Raw genomic sequence first — 20,534 nt, 5'->3', positions numbered from 1 at the left:
CGATCCACGAGGGAATTCCCGGGGTAGTGATCCCGTCCGGCGGAAAACCGTTCGACCGCGACGCCGCGAGCCGTGTTCCCCCGGACGATGCCGCCGCATGTGAGCCGAATCCTGTACCGCGGCCGCTACAGCTGGCTATTCGTCACATCGGGCCCTCGTGCCGCTCACGCTACGCTCTCGCCGTCGGACTATATCCGAGCTCGTACGAAATCTTCTGTGCGCACTCGCGCAGCGCCGTGTACACCGCACCGTTCCAGCCGATGTCGAACGACCCTTCGTGGCCCAGCGCGATCAGCCCGAGCGCAAGGTCGCCGGCCGAGTCGAACACGGGCGTGCAGAACGCGTGGATGGTCGGCAGCAGCATGCCTTCCACTCGCGCGCCTTTATGTGCGCGTACTTCGGCGAGCACCCGTTCGACGTCTTCCGGCGTGCGCGGCGCGCCGGCATGCGACGAATGCCGCGCGTCGGCCAGTTCGCGCGCGATCATCGCCTCGGTCTTGCTGCGCGGCAGATACGCGGCGAACAGCAGACCGGTGGCGGAGCTGAGCAACGGCATCACGTCGCCGAGCTTGAGCGCCGCTTTGGCCGGATGGGTCGACTCCATCCAGTGCACGACGGTCGGCCCCTGGTTGCCCCACACTGCGATGCCCACCGTGATGTCCAGCGCGTCCCGCAGTTCGGCGAGGGCGAGTCGCGCAAGCTTCACGCCGTCCACGCGCGCGAGCCTCGCGAGTCCCAGTTGCAGCGCGAAGCCGCCCAGCTCGTAGCGTCCGGAGAGTGGGTCCTGCGCTACCACGCCCAGACGCTGAAAGCTCACGAGGTAGCGATGCGCCTTGGCCGGGCTCATGCCCGCGCGCTGCGCGAGGTCGCGCAGCATCATGGCGCGCGGTTCGCGCGTGAGCACGTCGAGCAGGCGGAAGCCGACTTCGATGGACTGAATGCCGGAGCGCAGCTTTTCTTCGCCGGGCTCGGCGCTCTCTTCGCCGGCGAGGTCCGCGGCGTCCAGTTCGTGAGCAGACTCGTCGCGGGCAGTGTCGTCAGGAGATACGGCAGACATGCGAAGCTTGCCGGAGCGGGCAGGTGATGTCATCTAGCTTGATGGAATAGGCCGCGAGGCCAGGTGGGGCGGACCGGTTCACCATCGTAGAATACATTCCTTCTATCGTCATCCCAATTGCCCGCCTATGAAACTCGCCACGCTGAAGGACGGCACCCGCGACGGCCAGCTGATCGTCGTCTCTCGCGACCTGCAAACCGCCGCGATTGCCGACGCGATTGCGCCCACGCTGCAGCGCGCGCTCGACGACTGGGCCTTCTACGCGCCGCAGCTGCGTGACCTGTACGACCAGCTCAACCATGGCCGCGCGCGCCATTCCTTCGCGTTCAACGCGAAAGACTGCATGGCGCCGCTGCCGCGCGCCTTCCAGTGGGCAGACGGTTCGGCCTACGTGAATCACGTCGAACTCGTACGCCGTGCGCGCGGCGCCGAAATGCCGCCGGAGTTCTGGACCGATCCGCTAATGTACCAGGGCGGCAGCGACGATTTCATCGGCCCCACTGACGACATCGTGTGCGCATCGGAGTCCTATGGCATCGACTTCGAAGCCGAGGTCGCGGTGATCACGTCCGACGTGCCAATGGGCGCGACGCCCGAGCAGGCGCTCAAGGGCGTGCGGCTCGTTACGCTTGCCAACGACGTGTCGCTGCGCAACCTGATTCCCGCCGAACTCGCGAAGGGCTTCGGCTTTTTCCAGAGCAAGCCTGCCACGGCGTTTGCGCCTCTCGCCGTCACGCCTGACGAACTGGGCGAGCACTGGCGCGAGGGGCGCCTGCATCGGCCGATGATCGTCCACTGGAACGGCCGCAAGGTGGGGCAGCCCGACGCCGGCACCGACATGGTGTTTCATTTCGGGCAACTGATCGCACACGCGGCGAAGACGCGCAACGTGCGCGCCGGGTCCATCGTCGGCTCGGGCACGGTATCGAACAAGGACGCGAAGCGCGGCTACTGCTGCATCGCCGAGAAGCGGTGCCTGGAAACCATCGAGCACGGCGCGCCCAGCACCGAATTCATGAAGTTCGGCGACAGCGTGAAGATCGAAATGTTCGACGAAGCGGGCAAGTCGATTTTCGGCGCGATCGATCAGGCCGTGGCGCCGCTCGACGGCGCGGCCTGAGCGTTGCCGGCGCGCGGCGCGCCGCGGTTTCGGCATAGATGTGTGCCGTGTGGATGCTCACGGTGCGACACACGGATAAAACCAGCGAGGAGACAGCCATGAACGATCCGTTCTACGCCAACTATCACGCGCTGCAGGTGAGGCGCCACGCGCATGGCATCGTCGAAGTCGTGATGAGCGGCGCGGGAGCGAACCGCAGCGCGCTCGCCACTGCAGACGCGCAGATGCACCGCGAACTCGCCGACATCTGGCGCGACATCGACCGCGATCCCGATGCGCGCGTTGCGCTGATTCGCGGCGAAGGCAAGGGCTTTTCGGCGGGCGGCGACCTGCAACTCGTGGAAGACATGGCCACGCACTTCGACGTGCGGGCGCGCGTGTGGCGCGAGGCTCGTGACCTCGTCTACAACGTGATTAATTGCAGCAAGCCCGTCGTGTCGGCCATGCATGGGCCGGCAGTCGGTGCCGGTCTGGTGGCCGGGCTGCTCGCCGATATTTCGATTGCGTCGAAGACGGCACGCATCATCGACGGACACACCCGGCTCGGCGTGGCGGCAGGCGACCATGCGGCCATCGTCTGGCCGCTTTTGTGCGGTATGGCGAAGGCGAAGTACTACCTGCTGCTCTGCGAACCGGTGAGCGGCGAGGAAGCGGAGCGCATCGGGCTCGTGTCGCTCGCCGTGGACGAGAACGACCTTGTGCCGAAGGCGTTCGAGGTGGCAAGGCGCCTTGCGGATGGGTCACAGACCGCCATCCGCTGGACGAAGTACGCGCTCAATAACTGGCTGCGCTCAGCGGGGCCGGCATTCGATACGTCGCTCGCGCTCGAGTTCATGGGCTTCTCCGGGCCCGACGTGCGCGAAGGCGTTCAGTCGTTGCGCGAGCGGCGTTCGCCGGATTTCCCGGGCGGCGATCCGTTCTGACCGAGCCTCGCGTGACCGTGTTCTGACGTTGCACGCGGGTCGCTCACGGCGGTGCTCAGGGCTAACCCCGTTCGTTGCGGCGCGGGACGGCGCTGTATGATCGGAGCAATATCGACACGCCGCACGCTACATGAGATCCGCCGCGTTCAACCCCCACGTGAGGAGACACGCATGACCGACCAGCCAGGTTCCATCCCGCCCTTCCCGGGTTTCCCCGGCTTTCCTCCGGCGGAGATGCTCGACCGGATGTGGGACATGATGCGTCTCACGCCCTTCGGTAGCGCTTTCCCGGGCATGCAGCCCGGTGCCGCGCAAGGGTTGGGACCCTCGCTCTCGATGATGTCCGACATGCTTGCGCCGCTCACGAGCGTCGAAGAACTCGACAAGCGCATCACCGACATGCGCGCCGTCGAGCAGTGGCTGAAGCTGAACCTCAACATGCTGCAATCGGCCATCCAGGCGCTCGAAGTGCAGCGCGCGACACTCGCTACGTTGCGTGCGTTCGGCGCATTTGCGCAGTCGCAGATGACCGAGCCCGCCAGTCCCAAGCCCACGGACGAGGGACCGCGCGGCCGCGCCGCAGCAGGCGACGCACCGCCGCGCGAAGCGGGCGTCGCGTCCGAAGACGCAGAAAGCGCTGAAGGGTCGGGAGACGCCCAGCAAGCCGCGCCGCCTACATTCGACCCCACTGCCTGGTGGAATCTGCTGCAGTCCCAGTTCAACCAGCTCGCGCAGTTCGCCGTGGCGCAACCGGCTGGAGCGGGCGCGGCGAGCGGGAGCGACGGCGGCCCCGGTAGCGCTGCGGCTGGCGCCGAGCCGGGGGCGAAGCACACAGCCACGAAACGGCCGTCGCAGACGAAGGGTTCGACCGCTGCCGGCGCAGGGCGCACAGCGAAGAAGTCGTCGTCGAACAAGCCGGAATGACGTTTGCCGATGTTCGCCGTGCGGCGGGCGGGGCGTCGTCCGCCATGCCGCGTGGGTCGGGCAACACGTTGCGCGGTGCCCGAACGGGCGCGCCGTTTGCTCACGCGTGGTCATCGACGTTTACTTGATGCGTTATTGAGATACGTCAAGGTTTATCTGCGTATATGTGCGGAAATGCAGCGCCCGGCTCATAGTAGTGCGCGTTTTTCGGGCCGGAAGGGCTGGGAGGGGCCGGCGTGCTATCATGCCGAACGCTTTGCGGCCCGCTGGCGCAAGCCGGAACGGCTGTTCCGGTGGCCGGCGCAAGGGCCGGTCCGGGTGGCAGCGTCCGCCCGGCAACGCGGTGCACTGGCACCGCTCGCGGCACGGATTGAAGGAACGGGCCCGTCCCTACCCACGGCCGTCATGCCGCACAACATTCCGGTAATCGCACGCACACGGAGAACCGCGGGCACTTCGTCGCCCGACGGAGATTCTGGGTGCCCGATTACCGCGTAAAATTAAATGCTTCGCTCGACAGCGCAGAGGTGCGCGGGCGCGGCACGAAGTCAAAAGTCGTCAAGCGCTGAACAGGGGCGGGACTATGAACACGATGCTTTATCCGGAACTTTACAAATCGCTCGAATCGGTCCGATGGGACATGGAGAAGGACATTCCGTGGGACAAGTTCGACGCATCGCTCCTCACCGACGAGCAGGCCCGTACGATCAAGATGAATGCGATCACCGAGTGGTCTGCATTGCCGGCAACGGAGATGTTCCTGCGCGATAACCATCACGACAGCGATTTCTCGGCCTTCATGAGCGTGTGGTTCTTCGAGGAGCAGAAGCATTCGCTGGTGCTGATGGAATACCTGCGTCGCTTCAAGCCGGAACTCGTGCCGACCGAGGAAGAACTGCACGCGGTGCGCTTCGAGTTCGACCCGGCGCCGCCGCTCGAAACCCTGATGCTGCACTTCTGCGGCGAAATTCGCCTCAATCACTGGTATCGGCGCGCTGCCGAATGGCACACCGAGCCGGTCATCAAGCACATCTACGAAACCATCTCGCGCGACGAAGCCCGCCACGGCGGCGCCTATCTGCGTTACATGAAGAAGGCGCTCACCAACTGCGGCGATGTGGCGCGCGCCGCGTTCGCGAAGATCGGCGTGCTGATGGCTTCGGCGCGTCGCACCGAGAAGCCGCTGCACCCCACGAACCTGCACGTCAATCAGTCGCTGTTCCCGCGCGACACGGTGCAGTCGCGCCTGCCTGACCCGGAATGGCTCGAGCGCTGGCTCGACGAGCAGATTCGCTTCGACGATGGTTGGGAGAAGAAGGTTGTCGAACGTATCCTGCACAACCTCTCGATTCTCTTCGAGCGCACATTCAACACGGCGCAGGAACTGAACCGCTATCGCAAGGAAGTGACGGTGCGGCTGCAGGCTTCGGGCCAGGATCCGTCCGCGCACCAGCAGCCGGCCTGACGCGCCGGCCTGACGCGATTACGCAACGCTGGCTGCCCCATGACCGCTGCCTTCGAACGCAAGATCGTCACGCGTGAGGCGCTCGCTGAGCGCCGTGCGTCGCTGCCCGGCCCCGTCGTGTTCACGAACGGGGTCTTCGATATCCTCCATCGCGGTCACGTCACCTATCTCGCCGACGCGAAGGCGTTGGGTGCGTGCCTGATTGTCGGCGTGAACAGCGACGCCTCGGTGCGCATGCTGGGCAAGGGCGACGACCGCCCCATCAACGCCGAAGACGACCGCATGGCGCTGCTTGCGGCGCTCGAAAGCGTGGACTGGGTGGTTCGCTTCGACGAGCGCACACCGGTTTCACTCATCGAAGCGTTGCGTCCCGATGTGCTCGTGAAGGGCGGCGATTACGACATGGACGTGTTGCCCGAATCGGCGCTCGTTCGTGGCTGGGGCGGGCGGGCGCTTGCCATTCCTTTCGAGCACGATCGCTCGACCACGAAGCTCCTGAAGAAGGTGCGCAGCCTCGGCTGATGAGACGACGAAGCCGCCGTAGAAACGGCGGCTTGAGTCTTGCGTCGCTCGGTTGCCGGTGCGCGCCAACGAACCGCGCGCGACTACTGCGTCAACTCCGAACTCTTTACCGCGGGCATTGGCACCGGGCCGCCGACAATCGTCGCGTCCGCCGATTCCGCCGGCGATATGGGCCGCACCTTCAGCCAGTCGGGATGGACCTCACGGTTCAGATGACCGGGCTCGCGTGGACCGGAGGCCGGCGTCGGCCCGAATGCCCCGCTGATCGCCGCAAACGCGAGCAGGTTCGCGAGCAAAAGAATGGCGATGAGCCATCGCAGCATCGTCGTTTCTCCTTAAAGACGGCTTCGTTCCTTATTCGCCGATTTTCTGGCAATTTCCCGGCAACGTCCCACCGAGCACAAGCAGGACCTCAGCCAAATCCGGGGCAACTTTGAAGCACCCAGGCCTGGCACACCGCCTGTCACCCTTGTCCCATCAGCCGCACTCAGCGGCAATTAACGCGAGCCCGGCCAGCACCAGCGTGTCGTGGCGAGTATGCGGCACCTTGAGCGCCGCTGTCACTTCGTCGGCCGCTCCGCCGCCCAGCACGAGCCGCACCGGCACCTGCCATTCGTCGCGCAGTTCGGTCCACATCCGCTCGATCAGCGCGGCCTGCGCGAGCGCGCAGCCTGCGCTGATGGAACGGTGAGTGTCCGTGGCGAAGAACGGTTCGGGCCGGGCCGTCGATGTCAGCAGGTCGCGCGCTTCGCCGGCTTCGATGGTGGGCAGGTGCGCGGTCCGCTCGCCGAGCGAGCGCATCATCAGCGACCACCCCGGCGCAATCAATCCGCCCACAAACGTGCCGTCTGCACGGAGCGCTTCGAGCGTGGTGGCCGTGCCGAACGTCGCGATCAGCAGATGCTCGCCGGGAAAGGCGGCGTGTGCGCCGATCAGCCCGGCCCAGCGGTCGCTGCCCAGCGCGCCGGGCGCAGCGTAGCGGTTCGTCACGCCGCACTGGTGCGCGGTCGCGCGAATCGTCGTGCGCGGCAAGCCCGGCCATCGTGCGTCGAGCCATGTGTCGATGCGTTCGGCCACCGCATCGCCCGCAACGTTTGAAATCCAGGCGCTCGCCGGTGGCGGTAGGCCTGCCCAGTCAGGCTCGTCGGACGACGAACCCGCATACGCGTGTGCACCGCCGACGTCGGCCATTGCCCACTTGAGCCGGCTGTTGCCGGCGTCGATGAGCAGGAACGGCGCGCCGCTCATGCGCCGCCCTCCGTGAGCCGCAGCGAGACGTCTCCGGTCGCGATAGCGCGTCGTCCGGTGGGCGTATCGAGCAGCAGTTGGCCGCGTTCGTCCACGCCCGTCGCCACGCCGCGTGCCACTTCCACGCCTTGTTCGATCAGCATGACTTCGCGGCCTGCATAGGCGTGGCACGCGTTCCAGCGCGGCTGGAACGGGGCGAATCCGCTTGCGGCAAAGCGCTGCAACGCCGGTTCGAGCGCGTTGAGTTCGGCGGCGAGCGTATCCGTGAGATTGGCGTTCGGCAGCGCCCGCGCAAGCGCCGTCGGCGTGGCGCCGCGCACCTGGGCCGGTGCGTCGGCGTTCAGTTCGCCCACCTTTGCCGCGAGTTCGTCCGCGCCCTTTACGTTGGTGCCGATGCCGATCACGACCGCGCTGGCGTCCTCCGTGCTCCACGCGGTTTCAATCAGGATGCCTGCGAGTTTGTCGCCTTCGAGCAGCACGTCGTTGGGCCACTTCAGCGCGATCTGCCCGGGACCGGCAACGGGCAGCGAGCGAAGTCCGTCTACGAGCGCCACGCCAATGGCGAGGCTCAAGCCCGCGAGCCCTTCGAGCGGTCGCGGCATTACGCACGCAATGGAAAACAGCAGTGCGTTGCCCGGCTCGGCGTACCAGGGCCGGCCACGGCGGCCGCGGCCGGCTGTCTGCAAATAAGCGACGCGCACGATGGGCCGCGCGAGCGCGCCCGCGTCGCGTGGCAGCGCCTTCAGGCGGGCCATGAGGTCGGCGTTGGTGGAGCCGGTTTCCTCGACGATTTCGAGCGGCCAGTCGAGCGCGGCGGGGCCGAACAGCGTGACGGCGCGATCGCGGTCGATGCGCCAGTCGTCGGCCGAACCGGCTGCGGAGGGAGAAGGGGGAACGTTCATGGCCCGTATTGTAGCGACGGCATGGGGTGTACATGTCGCAGCCGCCAAACGGGGAGCGTTCGTTACAATGCTGCTGTCTTCATTCCGGCGGATCCAGCGACCCTTGAATTACGACACGCCACCCGGCCTCGAGATCGCGGCCGGCACCCAAGGCAAGATCGTCCGGCTGTCCGGGCAATGGACGGCGCTCGCGCTCGCGCGCGACCGGGCCCGCGGCGGGGTGACGATGCGGCTGCGCAAGCTGGCCGCCGAGCCGGTGGATCACTGGGATCTGTCGCACATCGAACACATGGACCACGTGGGCGGTCAGGCGCTCTGGCATATCTGGGGCCGCCGCTTTCCGCACGAACTGGTGGCGCTTACCGATACGCAGCGCGAAATATTCGACCGCATCGTGCTGCTCGACGCCGCCCGCGAGCCGCCGGAACCGGTGGTGCGGTTCGATCCGTTCACGCGCCTCGGCTTCGCCATCTTCACGTTCCTTGAGCATCTCTATGGCGGCCTCGTGATGCTGGGCCGCGTGGTGCTTGATCTGTTCTCGATTGCACGCAATCCGAGGATCACGCCGTGGACCGAGATATCAGCGAACGTTTACAACGCCGGCACGAGGGCGTTGCCCATCACCGCGCTCGTGGCGTTCCTGATCGGCATCGTGCTTTCGTACCTCTCGGCGCAGCAACTGCGCATCTTCGGTGCGAACCAGTACATCGTGAACATTCTCGGGCTCTCGGTGATTCGCGAGCTGGGTCCTGTGCTTTCCGCGATTCTCGTGGCGGGCCGGTCGGGTTCCGCGATCACGGCGCAGATCGGCGTGATGCGCGTGACTGAAGAACTGGACGCCATGCGCGTGATGGGCATTCCGCACGGGCTGCGCCTGATCCTGCCGCGCGTGGTGGCGCTTGGTATCGCGATGCCGCTGCTCGTCATGTGGACGAACATCATCGCGCTCTTCGGTGGGGCGCTTGCCGCGAAGCTCGTGCTCGGCATCGACCTCTCGTATTTCGCGCGTTCGCTGCCCGGGGTGGTGCCCATTGCGAACCTCTGGATCGGCCTTGGCAAAGGCGTGGCGTTCGGCATGCTGATCGCGCTCGTGGGCTGCCACTTCGGCTTCAGGATCAAGGCGAACTCGCAGAGCCTGGGCGAAGGCACGACGACGTCCGTCGTGAGTTCGATCACGATCGTGATTCTTGCTGACGCTGTGTTCGCGATCATGTTCCAGAACGTGGGGCTGGGATGAGTACGCCGCTCAAGGAAGCCGTGCGCGGCCGACCGCTGCCTGCCATCGCCGAAACGGTGATCGAGGTGCGCGACCTCACCAAGCGGTATGGGCGCAACATCGTTCACCAGCATCTGAATTTCGACGTGCGCCGCGGCGAGATCGTGGCGGTGGTGGGCGGCTCCGGGTCGGGCAAGACTACGCTCGTGCGGCAGATTCTCGGGCTCGAGCGGCAGTCGTCCGGCACCATCAAGGTATTCGGCGAAGATACGTCGACGCTCGACGAGAATACCGCCCTCATGATGCGCAGCCGGATGGGCATGCTGTTCCAGCACGGCGCGCTGTTTTCGTCGCTCAACGTGTTCGACAACGTCGCGCAGCCGCTGCGCGAGCTCGGCAAGATCCCGGACGAACTGCTACGCGACATCGTGATGCTCAAGCTCGAAATGGTGGGGCTGCCGTGCAAGCACGCATCGAAGATGCCTGCGGCGCTTTCGGGCGGCATGGTCAAGCGCGTGGGGATCGCGCGCGCCATCGCGCTCGAACCCGAAATGCTGTTTCTCGACGAACCCACTGCGGGCCTCGATCCTCAGGCCTCCGACGAATTCGTGGAACTGATCAGCACGCTGCATCGGGCGCTCGGCCTCACCGTCGTGATGGTGACGCACGACCTGGACACCATGGTCGCGCTTTCCACGCGCGTGGCCGTGCTGGCGGACCGCAAGGTGCTGGTGGCGGCGCCGGTGGAAGAGGCGGCGGGCGTCGATCATCCGTTTATCCGCGAGTATTTTCTGGGCCTGCGCGGACGCCGCGCACTACAGGCGCTGCCGCCCGACCGGCGCGCGAAGCTGCCGCCGGCGGCGCTCGAGCCGGCGCCGGCCGAAATTCACCTATGAGCGCGGGAGGACGGCAGGCGGCTCAGCGCCCGAATGCCGCCATTTCCGGTGTGAACGAGGGAACCTGACGATGGAAAACAAATCCCACGCCTTCTGGGCCGGGCTCTTCACGGTGGCGCTGCTGCTCGCAATCGGCGCGGCGGCGTTCTTCTTCAACGTCGATCGAACCGTGCGCGTGCCTTACGACCTCATCGCGCGCACCAACGTGACGGGGCTCTACACCGACGCGGCCGTGCGCTATCGCGGCCTCGACGTGGGCAAGGTGCAGTCCATCCACTTCGACCGACAGCATCCGGGGCAGATCGTGATCCGCATTCTCGTCGACAAGAACGCGCCCATTACGCAGTCCACCTTCGGCAGCCTGGGCCTGCAGGGCGTGACGGGCATTGCCTTCGTGCAACTCGACGATACCGGCGCGAACCCGGCGCCGCTCGCATCGTCGGCGAAGCAGATCGCGCAGATTCCCATGCATCCGGGGCTGTTCGACCAGTTGCAGCAACGCGGCGACGTGCTCATGCGTCAGCTCGAACGTGTCGCAACCGACGTGGACAACATGCTCTCCGAAGAGACCCGCCGGCAACTGATGGCCACGGCCGCGAGCCTGCAGCACGCGGCGGACGGCGTCACGACGCTCACGCAGCAGATGGCGCCCGCCGCAGGCAAGCTCTCGGGCACGTTGACGACGCTCGACACGACGCTGGCCTCCACGAACCAGCTGATTTCGAGTATCAACCGTCCCGACGGGCCGTTCGAGACGAATCTCAACAAGGTGGGCACGGCGGCGCAGCAGGCGGGTGACGCGCTGACGTCCGTGGATGCTTCGCTGCAGGAGCTCTCGTCGCGCGTGGGGTACGACACGCTGCCGCGCGTGAACTCGCTCGCCGACGACGTGCGCTCGGCCGTGCGTTCGGTGGATAGCGCCGCGGAGACGTTCAACGCGAACCCGCGCAGCGTGCTGTTCGGCGGCGCGCCGCATGCGGCGCCTGGTCCCGGCGAAGCGGGTTTCGCGTGGCCGGCGGCGCACGCGAACCGCTAGGGCGCGGCGCTGGCACCACGACAGCCAAGCACAACAATCGAAGGGAAAGAACATGTCACATGCAATCGAACGGGTCGCCACGGGGCGGCAGAAGCCAGGCGGCCTGAAGCGGCTGGCAAGCCTGAAGGGCGGCCTCGCAGCAGGCACCGCAGCCATGCTTTGCCTGCTGCTTGCCGCGTGCGCCGGCAATTCCGCCGTGCTCTCGGACATCCGCTACGACTTCGGTCCCGCGCCCGCGGCGCCGGCATCGGGCACGCTGCCGGCGGTGAAGGTGCTCGACGTGGGCGCGCCCTCGACCATCGACAACGACAGCCTGCTTTATCGCTTGAGCTACGCGAACGCGCAGCGCACGGGCGCCTACGCCGACACGCACTGGACCATGTCGCCCGCGCGGCTTCTCACGCAACGGCTGCGCAACACGCTCTCGTCGCACGGCACGGTGCTGACGGGCGGCGATGGTGTGCGTGCGCCCGTGCTCAAGGTGGAGCTCGAGCAGTTCGAGCAGGTTTTCGACAGCCAGACCGAGAGTTCAGGCGTGGTCACCGCGCGGGCCACGCTCTTTCAGGCGGGCAAGGTGTTGAGTCAGCGCACCTTCATCGCCCGCGCACCGGCCAGTTCACCGGACGCATCGGGCGGCGCCCGCGCACTCGCGGCGGCAAGCGACGACCTCGTCGCGCAGATCGGGGCGTGGCTTGGCGTGCAGGCATTGCTCGCAAACCAGTGAGCGCGCGCGGCGCGGCCGAGGCCGGTGGGGCGTCCGGTCGGTCGCTATAATCGGCCGGTCGTGGTTCAGCCGTCAGCCGGGCAAGCGCCTTCGTTTGCAACAGCCTTCGCGCCGTGCCGCTAAGCCCAAGCCTCTGGGCCTCTGGGCAAGGCACGCGCCGTGCGGCCGACGACGAACACCAGCCGCCTTCTCCGCGAATTTTTCCGCCATCTTTCCACGATAAGCCATGGATTCCTTCTACCAGTACCACGTCTTCTTTTGCCTGAATCAGCGCGAGCCCGGTGCGGACCGACCGAGCTGCGGCAACTGCAACGCGCAGGCCATGCAGGAGCACGCGAAAAAGCGCGTGAAGCAACTGGGGCTCGCTGGACCCGGCAAGGTGCGCATCAACAAGGCCGGCTGCCTTGATCGCTGCGAGGAAGGGCCCACCGTTGTCATCTATCCGGAAGGCACCTGGTACACGTACGTCGACGAAAGCGACATCGACGAGATCGTCGAATCGCATCTTCAGCACGGCAAGGTGGTCGAGCGCCTCAAGATATGAACGTTCACACGCAGAAGTATCTGATCGACGGTCCCGTCGGCAAGATCGAAGTCGCGCTCGATCTGCCCGACCAAACCCGCGAGAACGGCGCCGCGCCGCGTGGCATGGCGCTCGTCGCGCATCCGCATCCGCTTTTCGGCGGCACGATGGACAACAAGGTCGCGCAGACGCTTGCGCGTACGCTCGTGCAACTCGGCTACGTCACGTATCGCTCGAATTTTCGCGGCGTGGGGCAGACTGCGGGTGAGCACGACAACGGCATCGGCGAACAGGACGATCTGCTCGCGGTACTCGACCACATGCGCGCGCAGCCAGGCCATGCCGCTCTGCCGCTCGTGCTGGCCGGCTTCTCGTTCGGCACGTTCGTGCTTTCGCATGTTGCGAAGCGCGTGACGGAGGCGGGCGGCGCGATCGAGCGGATGGTGTTCGTGGGCACGGCGGCAAGCCGCTGGGAAGTGGCGCCGGTGCCGGAAAACACGCTCGTCATTCACGGCGAACTCGACGACACGGTGCCGATTCTGTCCGTCTTCGAATGGGCGCGGCCGCAGGAGCTACCCATCGTCGTCATTCCGGGCGCAGAGCATTTTCTGCATCGCAAGCTGCATGTTCTCAAGCGCATCATCGTGGACGCGTGGCGATAGGGCAGCACCGCGAGGCGCGTTACGCGTCTCGCGTGTAATCGTCGCGTAACCTCCATCGCGGGTATCGTGCACGCGACGCATTTTGCGAAAACCTTCATACAGGTACGCGTAAAACGCAAAATCCTCACCCGCTCGGCGCGGTGCCGCACGAAGCGGCGCGTATAATGAGCGCTCTTTTTTGGGCGCTGCGCCGTGCGTTTTGCGGGTCGGGCGTCGCTTGCGGACATGCTGCACGCCGCGCGAACCGTTCGCGCCACGGCGAGTCCAACGAGCGCCGCGAAGCCGACCTCATCCGCCTTGTCTCGCTGCTCCGTGTGCATCCGGTCGTATCCGTTTGCATCACGTGAAGCCAGCAGAGCGTGCCGCACAGCGTCCGCCCTCCGGCTCATCCCAAATGCGTGCCGTATCGCGCGAAGCCCGTGCGATACGGCACGCACAGCCCAAATCAAAGCTGAAACGATCCTATGCGTCTCGTCACTTCCGGTACTTCCCCTCTGGTTGCTTCCCCGTCTTTCGCTCACCGTTCCGTTGCCCGCGCAGTTGCGCTCGGCGTGCTGCTGCCGGCAACGCTCGTTGCGGCATCGGCTGCCTTTGCACAGGTGCCGCCGCCCGCGGTGAACGCGCGTTCGTGGGTGCTCATTGATGCCACCGCGAACCAGGTGCTCGCGTCGGGCAATCCCGACGAGCGCGTGGAGCCGGCTTCGCTCACGAAGCTGATGACGGCCTATCTCGTCTTCGAAGCATTGCAGACGAAGAAGATCACGATGGAGCAGACCGTCATGCCGAGCGAGGCCGTGCGCCGCGTTCGCAACGACGAGTCGCGCATGTTCATCGAGGCGAACAAGCCGGTGACGGTGCACGACCTCGTGTACGGCATGATCGTGCAGTCGGGCAACGACGCCGCCATCGCGCTCGCGGAACTCGTGGGCGGCAGCGAGTCGCAGTTCGTCAACATGATGAACACCGAGACGCAGCGCCTCGGTATGACCCATACGCACTTCGCCGACGTGAACGGCATGCCCGATCCGCAGCATTACACGACGGCAGGCGACCTCGCCGTGCTCTCCACGCGCCTGATCCGCGACTTCCCCGACTACTACAGCATCTTTTCGGTGAAGGAATTCACGTACAACAAGATCAAGCAGCCGAACCGCAACCGGCTGCTGTGGATCGACCCGACCGTGGACGGCCTCAAGACCGGCCACACGCAGGCGGCGGGCTACTGCCTGATCGCCACGGCGAAGCGTCCGCTGCCCGGCGTCAGCGATGCGTCGCGCCGTCTCGTCACGGTGATGATGGGCGAGCAGAAGGAGCACGACCGCGTGCAGGACAGCCTGAAGATGCTGAACTACGGCTACACCGCATATGACACGGTGCGCCTGTACAAGGCGAATCAGGCCGTCGCCACGCCGCGCGTCTACAAGGGCGCGGCCGACACCGTGCAGGTGGGCGTGAAGACCGATCAGTACATCACGGTGCCGAAGGGCGCGGCCGACAAGGCGAAGCCGCAGATCGAGATCGCAAGCCCGCTGATCGCGCCGATCGCGGACGGCCAGAAGGTTGGCACCGCGAAGCTCGTCGCGGACGGCAAGACGCTCACCGAATTCCCGGTGGTCGCGCTGAAGGCGGTGCCGCAGGCGGGCGTCGTCGGCCGCGTATGGGATTCGCTGATGCTGATGTTCAACAAGAAGTAAGCGCAATGGCGCGGGTTCCCCTTCGGCGGCGGCGTCTGCGAAGTGGCCCCCGTCTGTGCGGGTATGCGGCGCTCTCTGCCGCATGCCCGTCCGCGAGGCAAGGCGCACAACACGCACAAGGCGCACAATGAGCCCTTCGCCGCGGCGCTCGAGGAGTAACGCATGAGTCCGATGAACGAATCGCTATTCGAATTTCCCTGCGATTTTCCGATCAAGGTGATGGGCAAGTCACACCCGGAATTCGCCGAAACCATTGTTGCCGTGATCCGCAAGTTCGACAGCGGGTTCGACGCGTCGCGCGTGGAAGTGCGTCCGTCGAGCGGCGGCAACTACACGGGCCTCACCGTGACGGTGCGCGCGGTGAGCCGCGAGCACCTGGACGACATCTACCTTGCCCTCACCGGGCACCCGATGGTGAAGGTCGTCCTGTAAGTCAAATTCCTTCGATTCCGCTACCTCTCGTCTGCGGGCAGGGCCTCACGCGCGCGCTGTGAGCTTTCCTCGCATGCGCGCTGGAACAGCAGCTTGAAGCTCGCCACCTCTTCGAAAATCCAGTTCCGGAATGCCTGCACACGCTCGGTCTGCAACATGTGCGGCGGGCAGATGAAGTAGTAGCTCCAGGGGCTGGGGCCATCGATCTCGAACAGTCGCACCAGTCGCCCCGCCGCGATCTCGTGCATCGCGAGCGAGCGGCGCACGAGCGCGATGCCCTGGCCGTCCATGGCGGCTTGCAGCAGGTTCGACGAATCCTGGTACAGCACGCCGCGTTTGGGCTCGGGCACGTCGTCGAGCCCTGCGGCGTCGAACCATGGGCGCCAGAGTTCGTCGTCGGAGCGCAGCAGCGCGAGCTTCGTCATCTCCCGCGGGTTCCTGGGTAGCTTGCCGCCGTTGAACTGCGGCGAGCACGCCGGAAAGAAGATCTCCTCCAGCAGCAGTTCGGCGTGCAGGCCGGGGTAGCGGCCGTAGCCGAAGCGGATCGCGGCGTCCACGTCGTCGCGGGCAAAGTCGGTGAGTGCGTTCGTGGAAAGCAGTTCCAGATCCCATTTCGGGTGCGCCTCGATGAAGCGGCCGATGCGCGGCGTCACCCAGCGCGCGGCAAACGAGGTCAGCATCGAGACGACCAGCCGGCGCTCGCGGTCGCCTGCGCGAATCTCGCGCGTGGCATCGAGCAGGGCGGCGAGCGCGGCCCGCACCTGGGTCGCGTAGCGGCGGCCCGTATCGGTGAGCCGCACGCGCTTGCCGTCGCGGGCGAACAGCGTGACGCCGAGGTCGGCTTCCAGCGCGCGAATCTGGTGGCTCACGGCGCCGTGCGTGACGAACAACTCGTCGGCGGCGCGGGAGAAGCTCTCGTGCCGCGCCGCGGCCTCGAATGCCTTGATCGCGTTCAATACGGGTAACTCGCGCAGGTCCATCGCAATTTTTCTCACATACCGGTGAAAAATGATCGTTTTGCCCAATCCCTTGCGGCATCTACGATTCTAGCCATCAAGACGATTTTTGGCGGAGCGGATCATGCGAGAAATTTCCTCAAACATCACGTTCGAAATCCACGCGGGCGAGACGGTGCCCATGAAGGTCGCCAACAGCACGCGGCTAACCGTGCATGGCGGTCCGGTCTGGGTCACGCGCAGCGACGACGTGGAGGATTACTGGCTCGAACCTGGCCATACGCTGCGGTTGCGGCGCGGCGAACGGCTGTGGCTCAGCGTGGAAGGGGCGCCGGCCGCACGCGTGGCGTTTGCCATTCCGGCGCGGCCGTCGGAGCGGCTCATCGACTGGGCGGCCCGTGCCGCGCAACGGCTCGGCGTGCGCGTGGGCGACGGCTGGCGCACGGTGTGAGCGCCGCCGGGCGATGTCCGGCGGTGGGGGCGGGATTTCGGTAAACTGCGCACATCATGTGTGCCACGCCGGTTTCCCTGTCCCCTTTTCCCTCAGACGATTGCGCGCCCGCTGCGGAAGCGGCCACGGCGCCTTGCGCTTCGGACGCGATTCCCCTCGTGCTGCGTTGGCGTGGCACGGAAGCCTACCAGGCGAGCTTCGATGCGATGCGCGCTTTCACCGAAGCGCGCACGCCCGGCACGCCCGACGAAATCTGGCTCGTCGAACATCCGCCCGTCTTTACCCTGGGCCAGGCCGGTAACCCGAGCCATCTGCTCGTTGCCGACAGCGGCATTCCCCTTGTGAAGATCGACCGCGGCGGGCAGATCACTTACCACGGCCCAGGCCAGGTCGTCGCCTATTTGCTGCTCGACCTGCGCCGCCGCAAGCTCATGGTGCGCGACCTCGTCACGCGTATCGAGCAGGCCGTGATCGATACACTCGCGTCGTATAATCTCGCGGGCGAACGCAAGGCCGGCGCGCCCGGCATCTACGTTGCGCCCGGCCCCGCAGCCGGCGTTCATGTCGGCGCCAAGATCGGGGCGCTCGGGCTGAAAATCCGCAACGGCTGCAGCTATCACGGCGTGAGCCTCAATGTGAACATGGATCTGCGGCCGTTTCTCGCCATCAATCCCTGTGGCTATGCAGGGCTCGAGACGGTCGACATGGCGACGCTCGGCGTCGCCGCGAGCTGGAACGACGTGGCGGCCACGCTCGCCCGAAGTCTCACTGCAAACCTCGACGGCACGCGCGCGGCCGTCGCCCAACCGCAGGCCGGTGCCGCCACCGCCTGACTGGATCGAACGAATGACTGACGCTACCGCGAACCTCGCTGGCACGCCGGCTCCCGACGCTGCCGCTCCCGCGCCCTACGACGCCACTGCGAAACAGAAGGCGCAGGCGAAGACCGCGCGCATTCCGATCAAGGTCGTGCCGATCGAGAAGCTGAAGAAGCCTGAGTGGATCCGCGTGAAAGCGGCCACCGGCAGTTCGCGCTTCTACGAGATCAAGCAGATTCTGCGCGAGCACAACCTGCACACCGTGTGCGAGGAAGCGAGCTGTCCGAACATTGGCGAGTGCTTCGGCAAGGGCACGGCGACGTTCATGATCATGGGCGACAAGTGCACGCGCCGCTGCCCGTTTTGCGACGTGGGCCACGGCCGTCCCGATCCGCTCGATCCCGAGGAACCGGCCAACCTGGCGCGCACGATCGCGGCGCTCAAGCTCAAGTACGTGGTGATTACGAGCGTGGACCGCGACGATCTGCGGGACGGCGGCGCTGGCCATTTCGTGGAGTGCATCCGTGAAGTGCGTGCGCAGTCGCCCGAAACGCGCATCGAGATTCTCACGCCGGACTTCCGTGGCCGCCTCGACCGGGCGCTCTCCATCCTCAATGCCGCGCCGCCCGACGTAATGAATCACAACCTCGAAACGGTGCCGCGTCTCTACAAGGAAGCGCGTCCGGGCTCGGACTACGCGCATTCGCTCAAGCTGCTGAAGGACTTCAAGGCGCTGCATCCGGACGTCGCGACGAAGTCGGGCTTGATGGTTGGGCTGGGCGAGACCGAAGAGGAAATCCTTCAGGTGATGCGCGACCTGCGCGCACACGACGTCGACATGCTGACGATCGGCCAGTATCTGCAGCCTTCGGAGCACCACCTGCCGGTGCGGGCATACGTGCATCCCGACACGTTCAAGATGTATGAAGAAGAGGCCTACAAGATGGGTTTCACGCATGCCGCCGTGGGCGCGATGGTGCGCTCGAGCTATCACGCAGATCTGCAGGCGCACGGCGCGGGCGTAGTCTGATTCATCGCCGCGGTGTCTGTTCTGTGGGGTCCGAAGCTTGGCTTGAGCGCGTACGCGGAGGCGCTACCCGGTCCTGCACGGGGTTTTGACAATAGTTGACTTTGGGCGCCCGTCTGCGCGCTTAAGATTGATCTGTGGGTGCCGCAACTGACCGTTTTCGGTGCCCACAGGCCTGCAAGGGTCTCCGACTTCTCTTTCGCATGCCTTCCCGCCACCGGGAAGGCATTTTTTTGGCCGCTTGTTTTTCCGCGCGGCCAAGTCGCTGTTCTTCCCCTTGTTTCCTCTGTTGTGCGCCCGGCGTGTGTGCAGCCGTGCGCTCACATGCTGCGACGTCTGGAAAGTCGGACAGCTCGCGTCCAGGTTTCCGGAAACCCGGACGAACGGTGGCGGGGGATTGGAAAAATCTCAAATAAATCAAGGCGATAAGGACGTTACGCAACTGGCATCGCCCTTGCAATGAAGACGCGCGGCCGCAACGGCCTCATTACTAAAGCAAGGAGACAATCGATGCTCAAAACCCCTTCCCGGTACTTCTGAACCCGTCGTCTTGTCGCGGCTTGCCCGCTGCATCCCGACGAGGTTCTCATGCGCCCGTACGCGACGCGGCGGCCGGCCACCGGCTCCCATGTGCAGCAACACCAGCAGGAACCATCGTGAAGAAACCCATTTATAAAGTGCTCTACGTCCAGGTGATCGCCGCGATCGTCATCGGCATCGTTCTTGGACATTACTCGCCGGCGCTCGCCATCGACATGAAGCCGCTCGGCGACGCGTTCATCAAACTCATCAAGATGGTGATCGGGCCAATCATCTTCTGTACCGTCGTGACCGGCATCGCCGGCATGCAGGACATGAAGAAGGTTGGCCGCGTGGGCGGCAAGGCGCTGCTGTACTTCGAGATCGTTTCGACGTTCGCGCTTCTCATCGGCCTCATCGCCACGCACGTGCTCAAGCCGGGCGTCGGCTTCAACGTGGATCCGGCGACGCTGGACGGCAAGGCAGTCGCCTCCTTCGCGGCAAAGGCCCATGGCCAGAGCACGGTCGACTTCCTGATGCACATCATTCCCGACACGTTCTTCTCGGCGTTCGCCCAAGGTGAAATCCTGCAGATCCTGCTGATCGCGCTGCTGTTCGGCAGCGTGCTGGCGACGCTCGGCGAGCGCGGCCGTGTGGTGACGGACTTCATCGAAGGCATTTCGAACATCCTGTTCGGCGTGGTGCGCATCGTCACGAAGCTCGCACCCATCGGCGCGTTCGGCGCGATGGCTTTCACTATCGGCAAGTACGGCTTGGGTTCGCTGCTGCCGCTCCTGAAGCTGATCGGTACCTTCTATCTGACGGCGGCGGTCTTCGTGATCGTGGTGCTCGGCATCATCGCGCGCGCAGTCGGCTTCAACATCTTCCGCTTCGTCAGCTACATCAAGGAAGAACTGTTGATCGTGCTGGGCACGAGCTCGTCGGAAGCCGCGCTGCCGCAGCTGATGCAGAAACTCGAAAAGCTCGGCTGCTCGCGCTCCGTGGTGGGTCTCGTCGTGCCGACCGGCTACTCGTTCAACCTGGATGGCACCAACATCTACATGACGATGGCCGTGCTCTTCATCGCGCAGGCCACCAACACGGATCTCACGCTCACGCAACAGCTCACGCTGCTCGCTGTGACGATGCTCACGTCCAAGGGCGCAAGCGGTGTGACGGGCGCCGGCTTCATCACGCTCGCCGCGACGCTCGCCGTGGTGCCCACCATTCCGCTTTCGGGCATGGTGCTGATTCTCGGCATCGACCGCTTCATGAGCGAATGCCGCGCGCTGACGAACATCATCGGCAACGGCGTGGCGACGGTGGTGGTGTCGGCGTGGGAAAAAGAGCTGGACCGCTCGAAACTGCGTGCCGGCCTCTCGGGCGAAGTGGCCGTCAGCGAGACCGCCGGAGCCTGAT

Annotated in this window: 22 protein-coding genes; 17 read left to right on the top strand and 5 right to left on the bottom strand. The window is 65.5% G+C overall.

The window, feature by feature from the left end; translation table 11 throughout:
* Positions 1 to 169 precede the first annotated feature (169 nt).
* Complete coding sequence (locus PKKP23_RS27335; RefSeq protein ID WP_126879209.1) at positions 170 to 1,090, bottom strand: IclR family transcriptional regulator; 921 nt, start codon at positions 1,088 to 1,090, stop codon at positions 170 to 172.
* Between the two features lie 94 nt (positions 1,091 to 1,184).
* Between PKKP23_RS27335 and PKKP23_RS27330 the strand changes: the two genes are divergently transcribed.
* The 5 genes from PKKP23_RS27330 (at position 1,185) to rfaE2 (ending at position 6,011) form a co-directional block, all read left to right on the top strand.
* Positions 1,185 to 2,177, top strand: a complete 993-nt coding sequence (locus tag PKKP23_RS27330) for a fumarylacetoacetate hydrolase family protein (protein WP_126879208.1) — start codon at positions 1,185 to 1,187, stop codon at positions 2,175 to 2,177.
* Between the two features lie 98 nt (positions 2,178 to 2,275).
* Positions 2,276 to 3,100 (top strand): enoyl-CoA hydratase/isomerase family protein, encoded by an 825-nt coding sequence (locus PKKP23_RS27325; RefSeq protein ID WP_017772557.1) that lies wholly within the window; start codon positions 2,276 to 2,278, stop codon positions 3,098 to 3,100.
* A 171-nt stretch (positions 3,101 to 3,271) separates the two neighbouring features.
* Complete coding sequence (locus PKKP23_RS27320; RefSeq protein ID WP_126879207.1) at positions 3,272 to 4,024, top strand: PhaM family polyhydroxyalkanoate granule multifunctional regulatory protein; 753 nt, start codon at positions 3,272 to 3,274, stop codon at positions 4,022 to 4,024.
* A gap of 583 nt (positions 4,025 to 4,607) precedes the next feature.
* Complete coding sequence (locus tag PKKP23_RS27315; RefSeq protein ID WP_126879206.1) at positions 4,608 to 5,489, top strand: ferritin family protein; 882 nt, start codon at positions 4,608 to 4,610, stop codon at positions 5,487 to 5,489.
* A 39-nt stretch (positions 5,490 to 5,528) separates the two neighbouring features.
* Positions 5,529 to 6,011, top strand: coding sequence for a D-glycero-beta-D-manno-heptose 1-phosphate adenylyltransferase (rfaE2, locus tag PKKP23_RS27310; protein ID WP_017772560.1), 483 nt, complete (start codon positions 5,529 to 5,531; stop codon positions 6,009 to 6,011).
* 83 nt (positions 6,012 to 6,094) lie between these two features.
* On the opposite strand, the gene PKKP23_RS27305 is transcribed toward rfaE2, so the two are convergent.
* The 3 genes from PKKP23_RS27305 to PKKP23_RS27295 form a co-directional block, all read right to left on the bottom strand.
* Positions 6,095 to 6,334: a hypothetical protein gene (locus PKKP23_RS27305; protein WP_017772561.1), complete on the bottom strand. Its 240-nt coding sequence runs from the start codon at positions 6,332 to 6,334 to the stop codon at positions 6,095 to 6,097.
* Between the two features lie 154 nt (positions 6,335 to 6,488).
* Entirely contained in the window at positions 6,489 to 7,259 is a 771-nt protein-coding gene (locus tag PKKP23_RS27300; protein ID WP_017772562.1) for a type III pantothenate kinase, read from the bottom strand.
* On the bottom strand, positions 7,256 to 8,161 hold the full coding sequence (locus tag PKKP23_RS27295; protein ID WP_126879205.1) for a biotin--[acetyl-CoA-carboxylase] ligase: 906 nt from the start codon (positions 8,159 to 8,161) through the stop codon (positions 7,256 to 7,258). The genes PKKP23_RS27300 and PKKP23_RS27295 overlap by 4 nt, the downstream gene beginning before the upstream one ends.
* A 103-nt stretch (positions 8,162 to 8,264) precedes the next feature.
* On the opposite strand from PKKP23_RS27295, the gene PKKP23_RS27290 reads away from it, so the two are divergent.
* The 8 genes from PKKP23_RS27290 to PKKP23_RS27255 all read left to right on the top strand — a co-directional run bounded on the left by PKKP23_RS27290 (position 8,265) and on the right by PKKP23_RS27255 (position 15,344).
* A complete protein-coding gene (locus PKKP23_RS27290; protein WP_126879204.1) occupies positions 8,265 to 9,398 on the top strand; it encodes an MlaE family ABC transporter permease in 1,134 nt (377 codons plus the stop codon).
* Entirely contained in the window at positions 9,395 to 10,273 is an 879-nt protein-coding gene (locus tag PKKP23_RS27285; RefSeq protein ID WP_126879203.1) for an ABC transporter ATP-binding protein, read from the top strand. Before PKKP23_RS27290 ends, PKKP23_RS27285 begins: the two co-directional genes overlap by 4 nt.
* Before the next feature lie 70 nt (positions 10,274 to 10,343).
* The gene (locus tag PKKP23_RS27280) at positions 10,344 to 11,309 is read left to right on the top strand and encodes an MlaD family protein (protein ID WP_126879202.1); all 966 of its coding nucleotides are present in this window, start codon (positions 10,344 to 10,346) and stop codon (positions 11,307 to 11,309) included.
* 52 nt (positions 11,310 to 11,361) lie between these two features.
* Positions 11,362 to 12,033, top strand: a complete 672-nt coding sequence (locus tag PKKP23_RS27275) for an ABC-type transport auxiliary lipoprotein family protein (protein WP_126879201.1) — start codon at positions 11,362 to 11,364, stop codon at positions 12,031 to 12,033.
* Positions 12,034 to 12,259: 226 nt separating this feature from the next.
* Positions 12,260 to 12,577 carry a (2Fe-2S) ferredoxin domain-containing protein gene (locus tag PKKP23_RS27270; RefSeq protein WP_017772568.1) on the top strand — a complete coding sequence of 106 codons (318 nt, stop codon included), beginning with the start codon at positions 12,260 to 12,262 and terminating at the stop codon, positions 12,575 to 12,577.
* The gene (locus PKKP23_RS27265; protein WP_126879200.1) at positions 12,574 to 13,218 is read left to right on the top strand and encodes an alpha/beta hydrolase; all 645 of its coding nucleotides are present in this window, start codon (positions 12,574 to 12,576) and stop codon (positions 13,216 to 13,218) included. Before PKKP23_RS27270 ends, PKKP23_RS27265 begins: the two co-directional genes overlap by 4 nt.
* A 464-nt stretch (positions 13,219 to 13,682) precedes the next feature.
* Positions 13,683 to 14,912, top strand: coding sequence for a D-alanyl-D-alanine carboxypeptidase family protein (locus PKKP23_RS27260; RefSeq protein ID WP_126879199.1), 1,230 nt, complete (start codon positions 13,683 to 13,685; stop codon positions 14,910 to 14,912).
* A gap of 162 nt (positions 14,913 to 15,074) precedes the next feature.
* A complete protein-coding gene (locus PKKP23_RS27255) occupies positions 15,075 to 15,344 on the top strand; it encodes a DUF493 family protein (RefSeq protein WP_026120995.1) in 270 nt (89 codons plus the stop codon).
* Between the two features lie 20 nt (positions 15,345 to 15,364).
* Here PKKP23_RS27255 and PKKP23_RS27250 read toward each other — a convergent pair whose 3' ends face one another.
* Positions 15,365 to 16,324: a transcriptional regulator GcvA gene (locus tag PKKP23_RS27250; RefSeq protein ID WP_017772572.1), complete on the bottom strand. Its 960-nt coding sequence runs from the start codon at positions 16,322 to 16,324 to the stop codon at positions 15,365 to 15,367.
* Between the two features lie 100 nt (positions 16,325 to 16,424).
* On the opposite strand from PKKP23_RS27250, the gene PKKP23_RS27245 reads away from it, so the two are divergent.
* The 4 genes from PKKP23_RS27245 to PKKP23_RS27230 all read left to right on the top strand — a co-directional run bounded on the left by PKKP23_RS27245 (position 16,425) and on the right by PKKP23_RS27230 (position 20,533).
* A complete protein-coding gene (locus tag PKKP23_RS27245; RefSeq protein ID WP_017772573.1) occupies positions 16,425 to 16,751 on the top strand; it encodes a DUF2917 domain-containing protein in 327 nt (108 codons plus the stop codon).
* 56 nt (positions 16,752 to 16,807) lie between these two features.
* Positions 16,808 to 17,584 (top strand): lipoyl(octanoyl) transferase LipB, encoded by a 777-nt coding sequence (lipB, locus tag PKKP23_RS27240; RefSeq protein WP_026120996.1) that lies wholly within the window; start codon positions 16,808 to 16,810, stop codon positions 17,582 to 17,584.
* A 13-nt stretch (positions 17,585 to 17,597) separates the two neighbouring features.
* Positions 17,598 to 18,599 carry a lipoyl synthase gene (gene lipA, locus PKKP23_RS27235; RefSeq protein WP_017772575.1) on the top strand — a complete coding sequence of 334 codons (1,002 nt, stop codon included), beginning with the start codon at positions 17,598 to 17,600 and terminating at the stop codon, positions 18,597 to 18,599.
* Positions 18,600 to 19,249: 650 nt separating this feature from the next.
* Positions 19,250 to 20,533, top strand: a complete 1,284-nt coding sequence (locus PKKP23_RS27230) for a dicarboxylate/amino acid:cation symporter (protein WP_026120997.1) — start codon at positions 19,250 to 19,252, stop codon at positions 20,531 to 20,533.
* Position 20,534 lies beyond the last annotated feature (1 nt).

Source organism: Paraburkholderia kururiensis JCM 10599 = LMG 19447 (assembly GCF_003986935.1).
In the GTDB taxonomy this organism is placed as follows: domain Bacteria; phylum Pseudomonadota; class Gammaproteobacteria; order Burkholderiales; family Burkholderiaceae; genus Paraburkholderia; species Paraburkholderia kururiensis.
The sequence above is the reverse complement of the archived record's forward strand: the minus strand, read 5'-3'. Positions and strand labels throughout refer to the sequence as shown.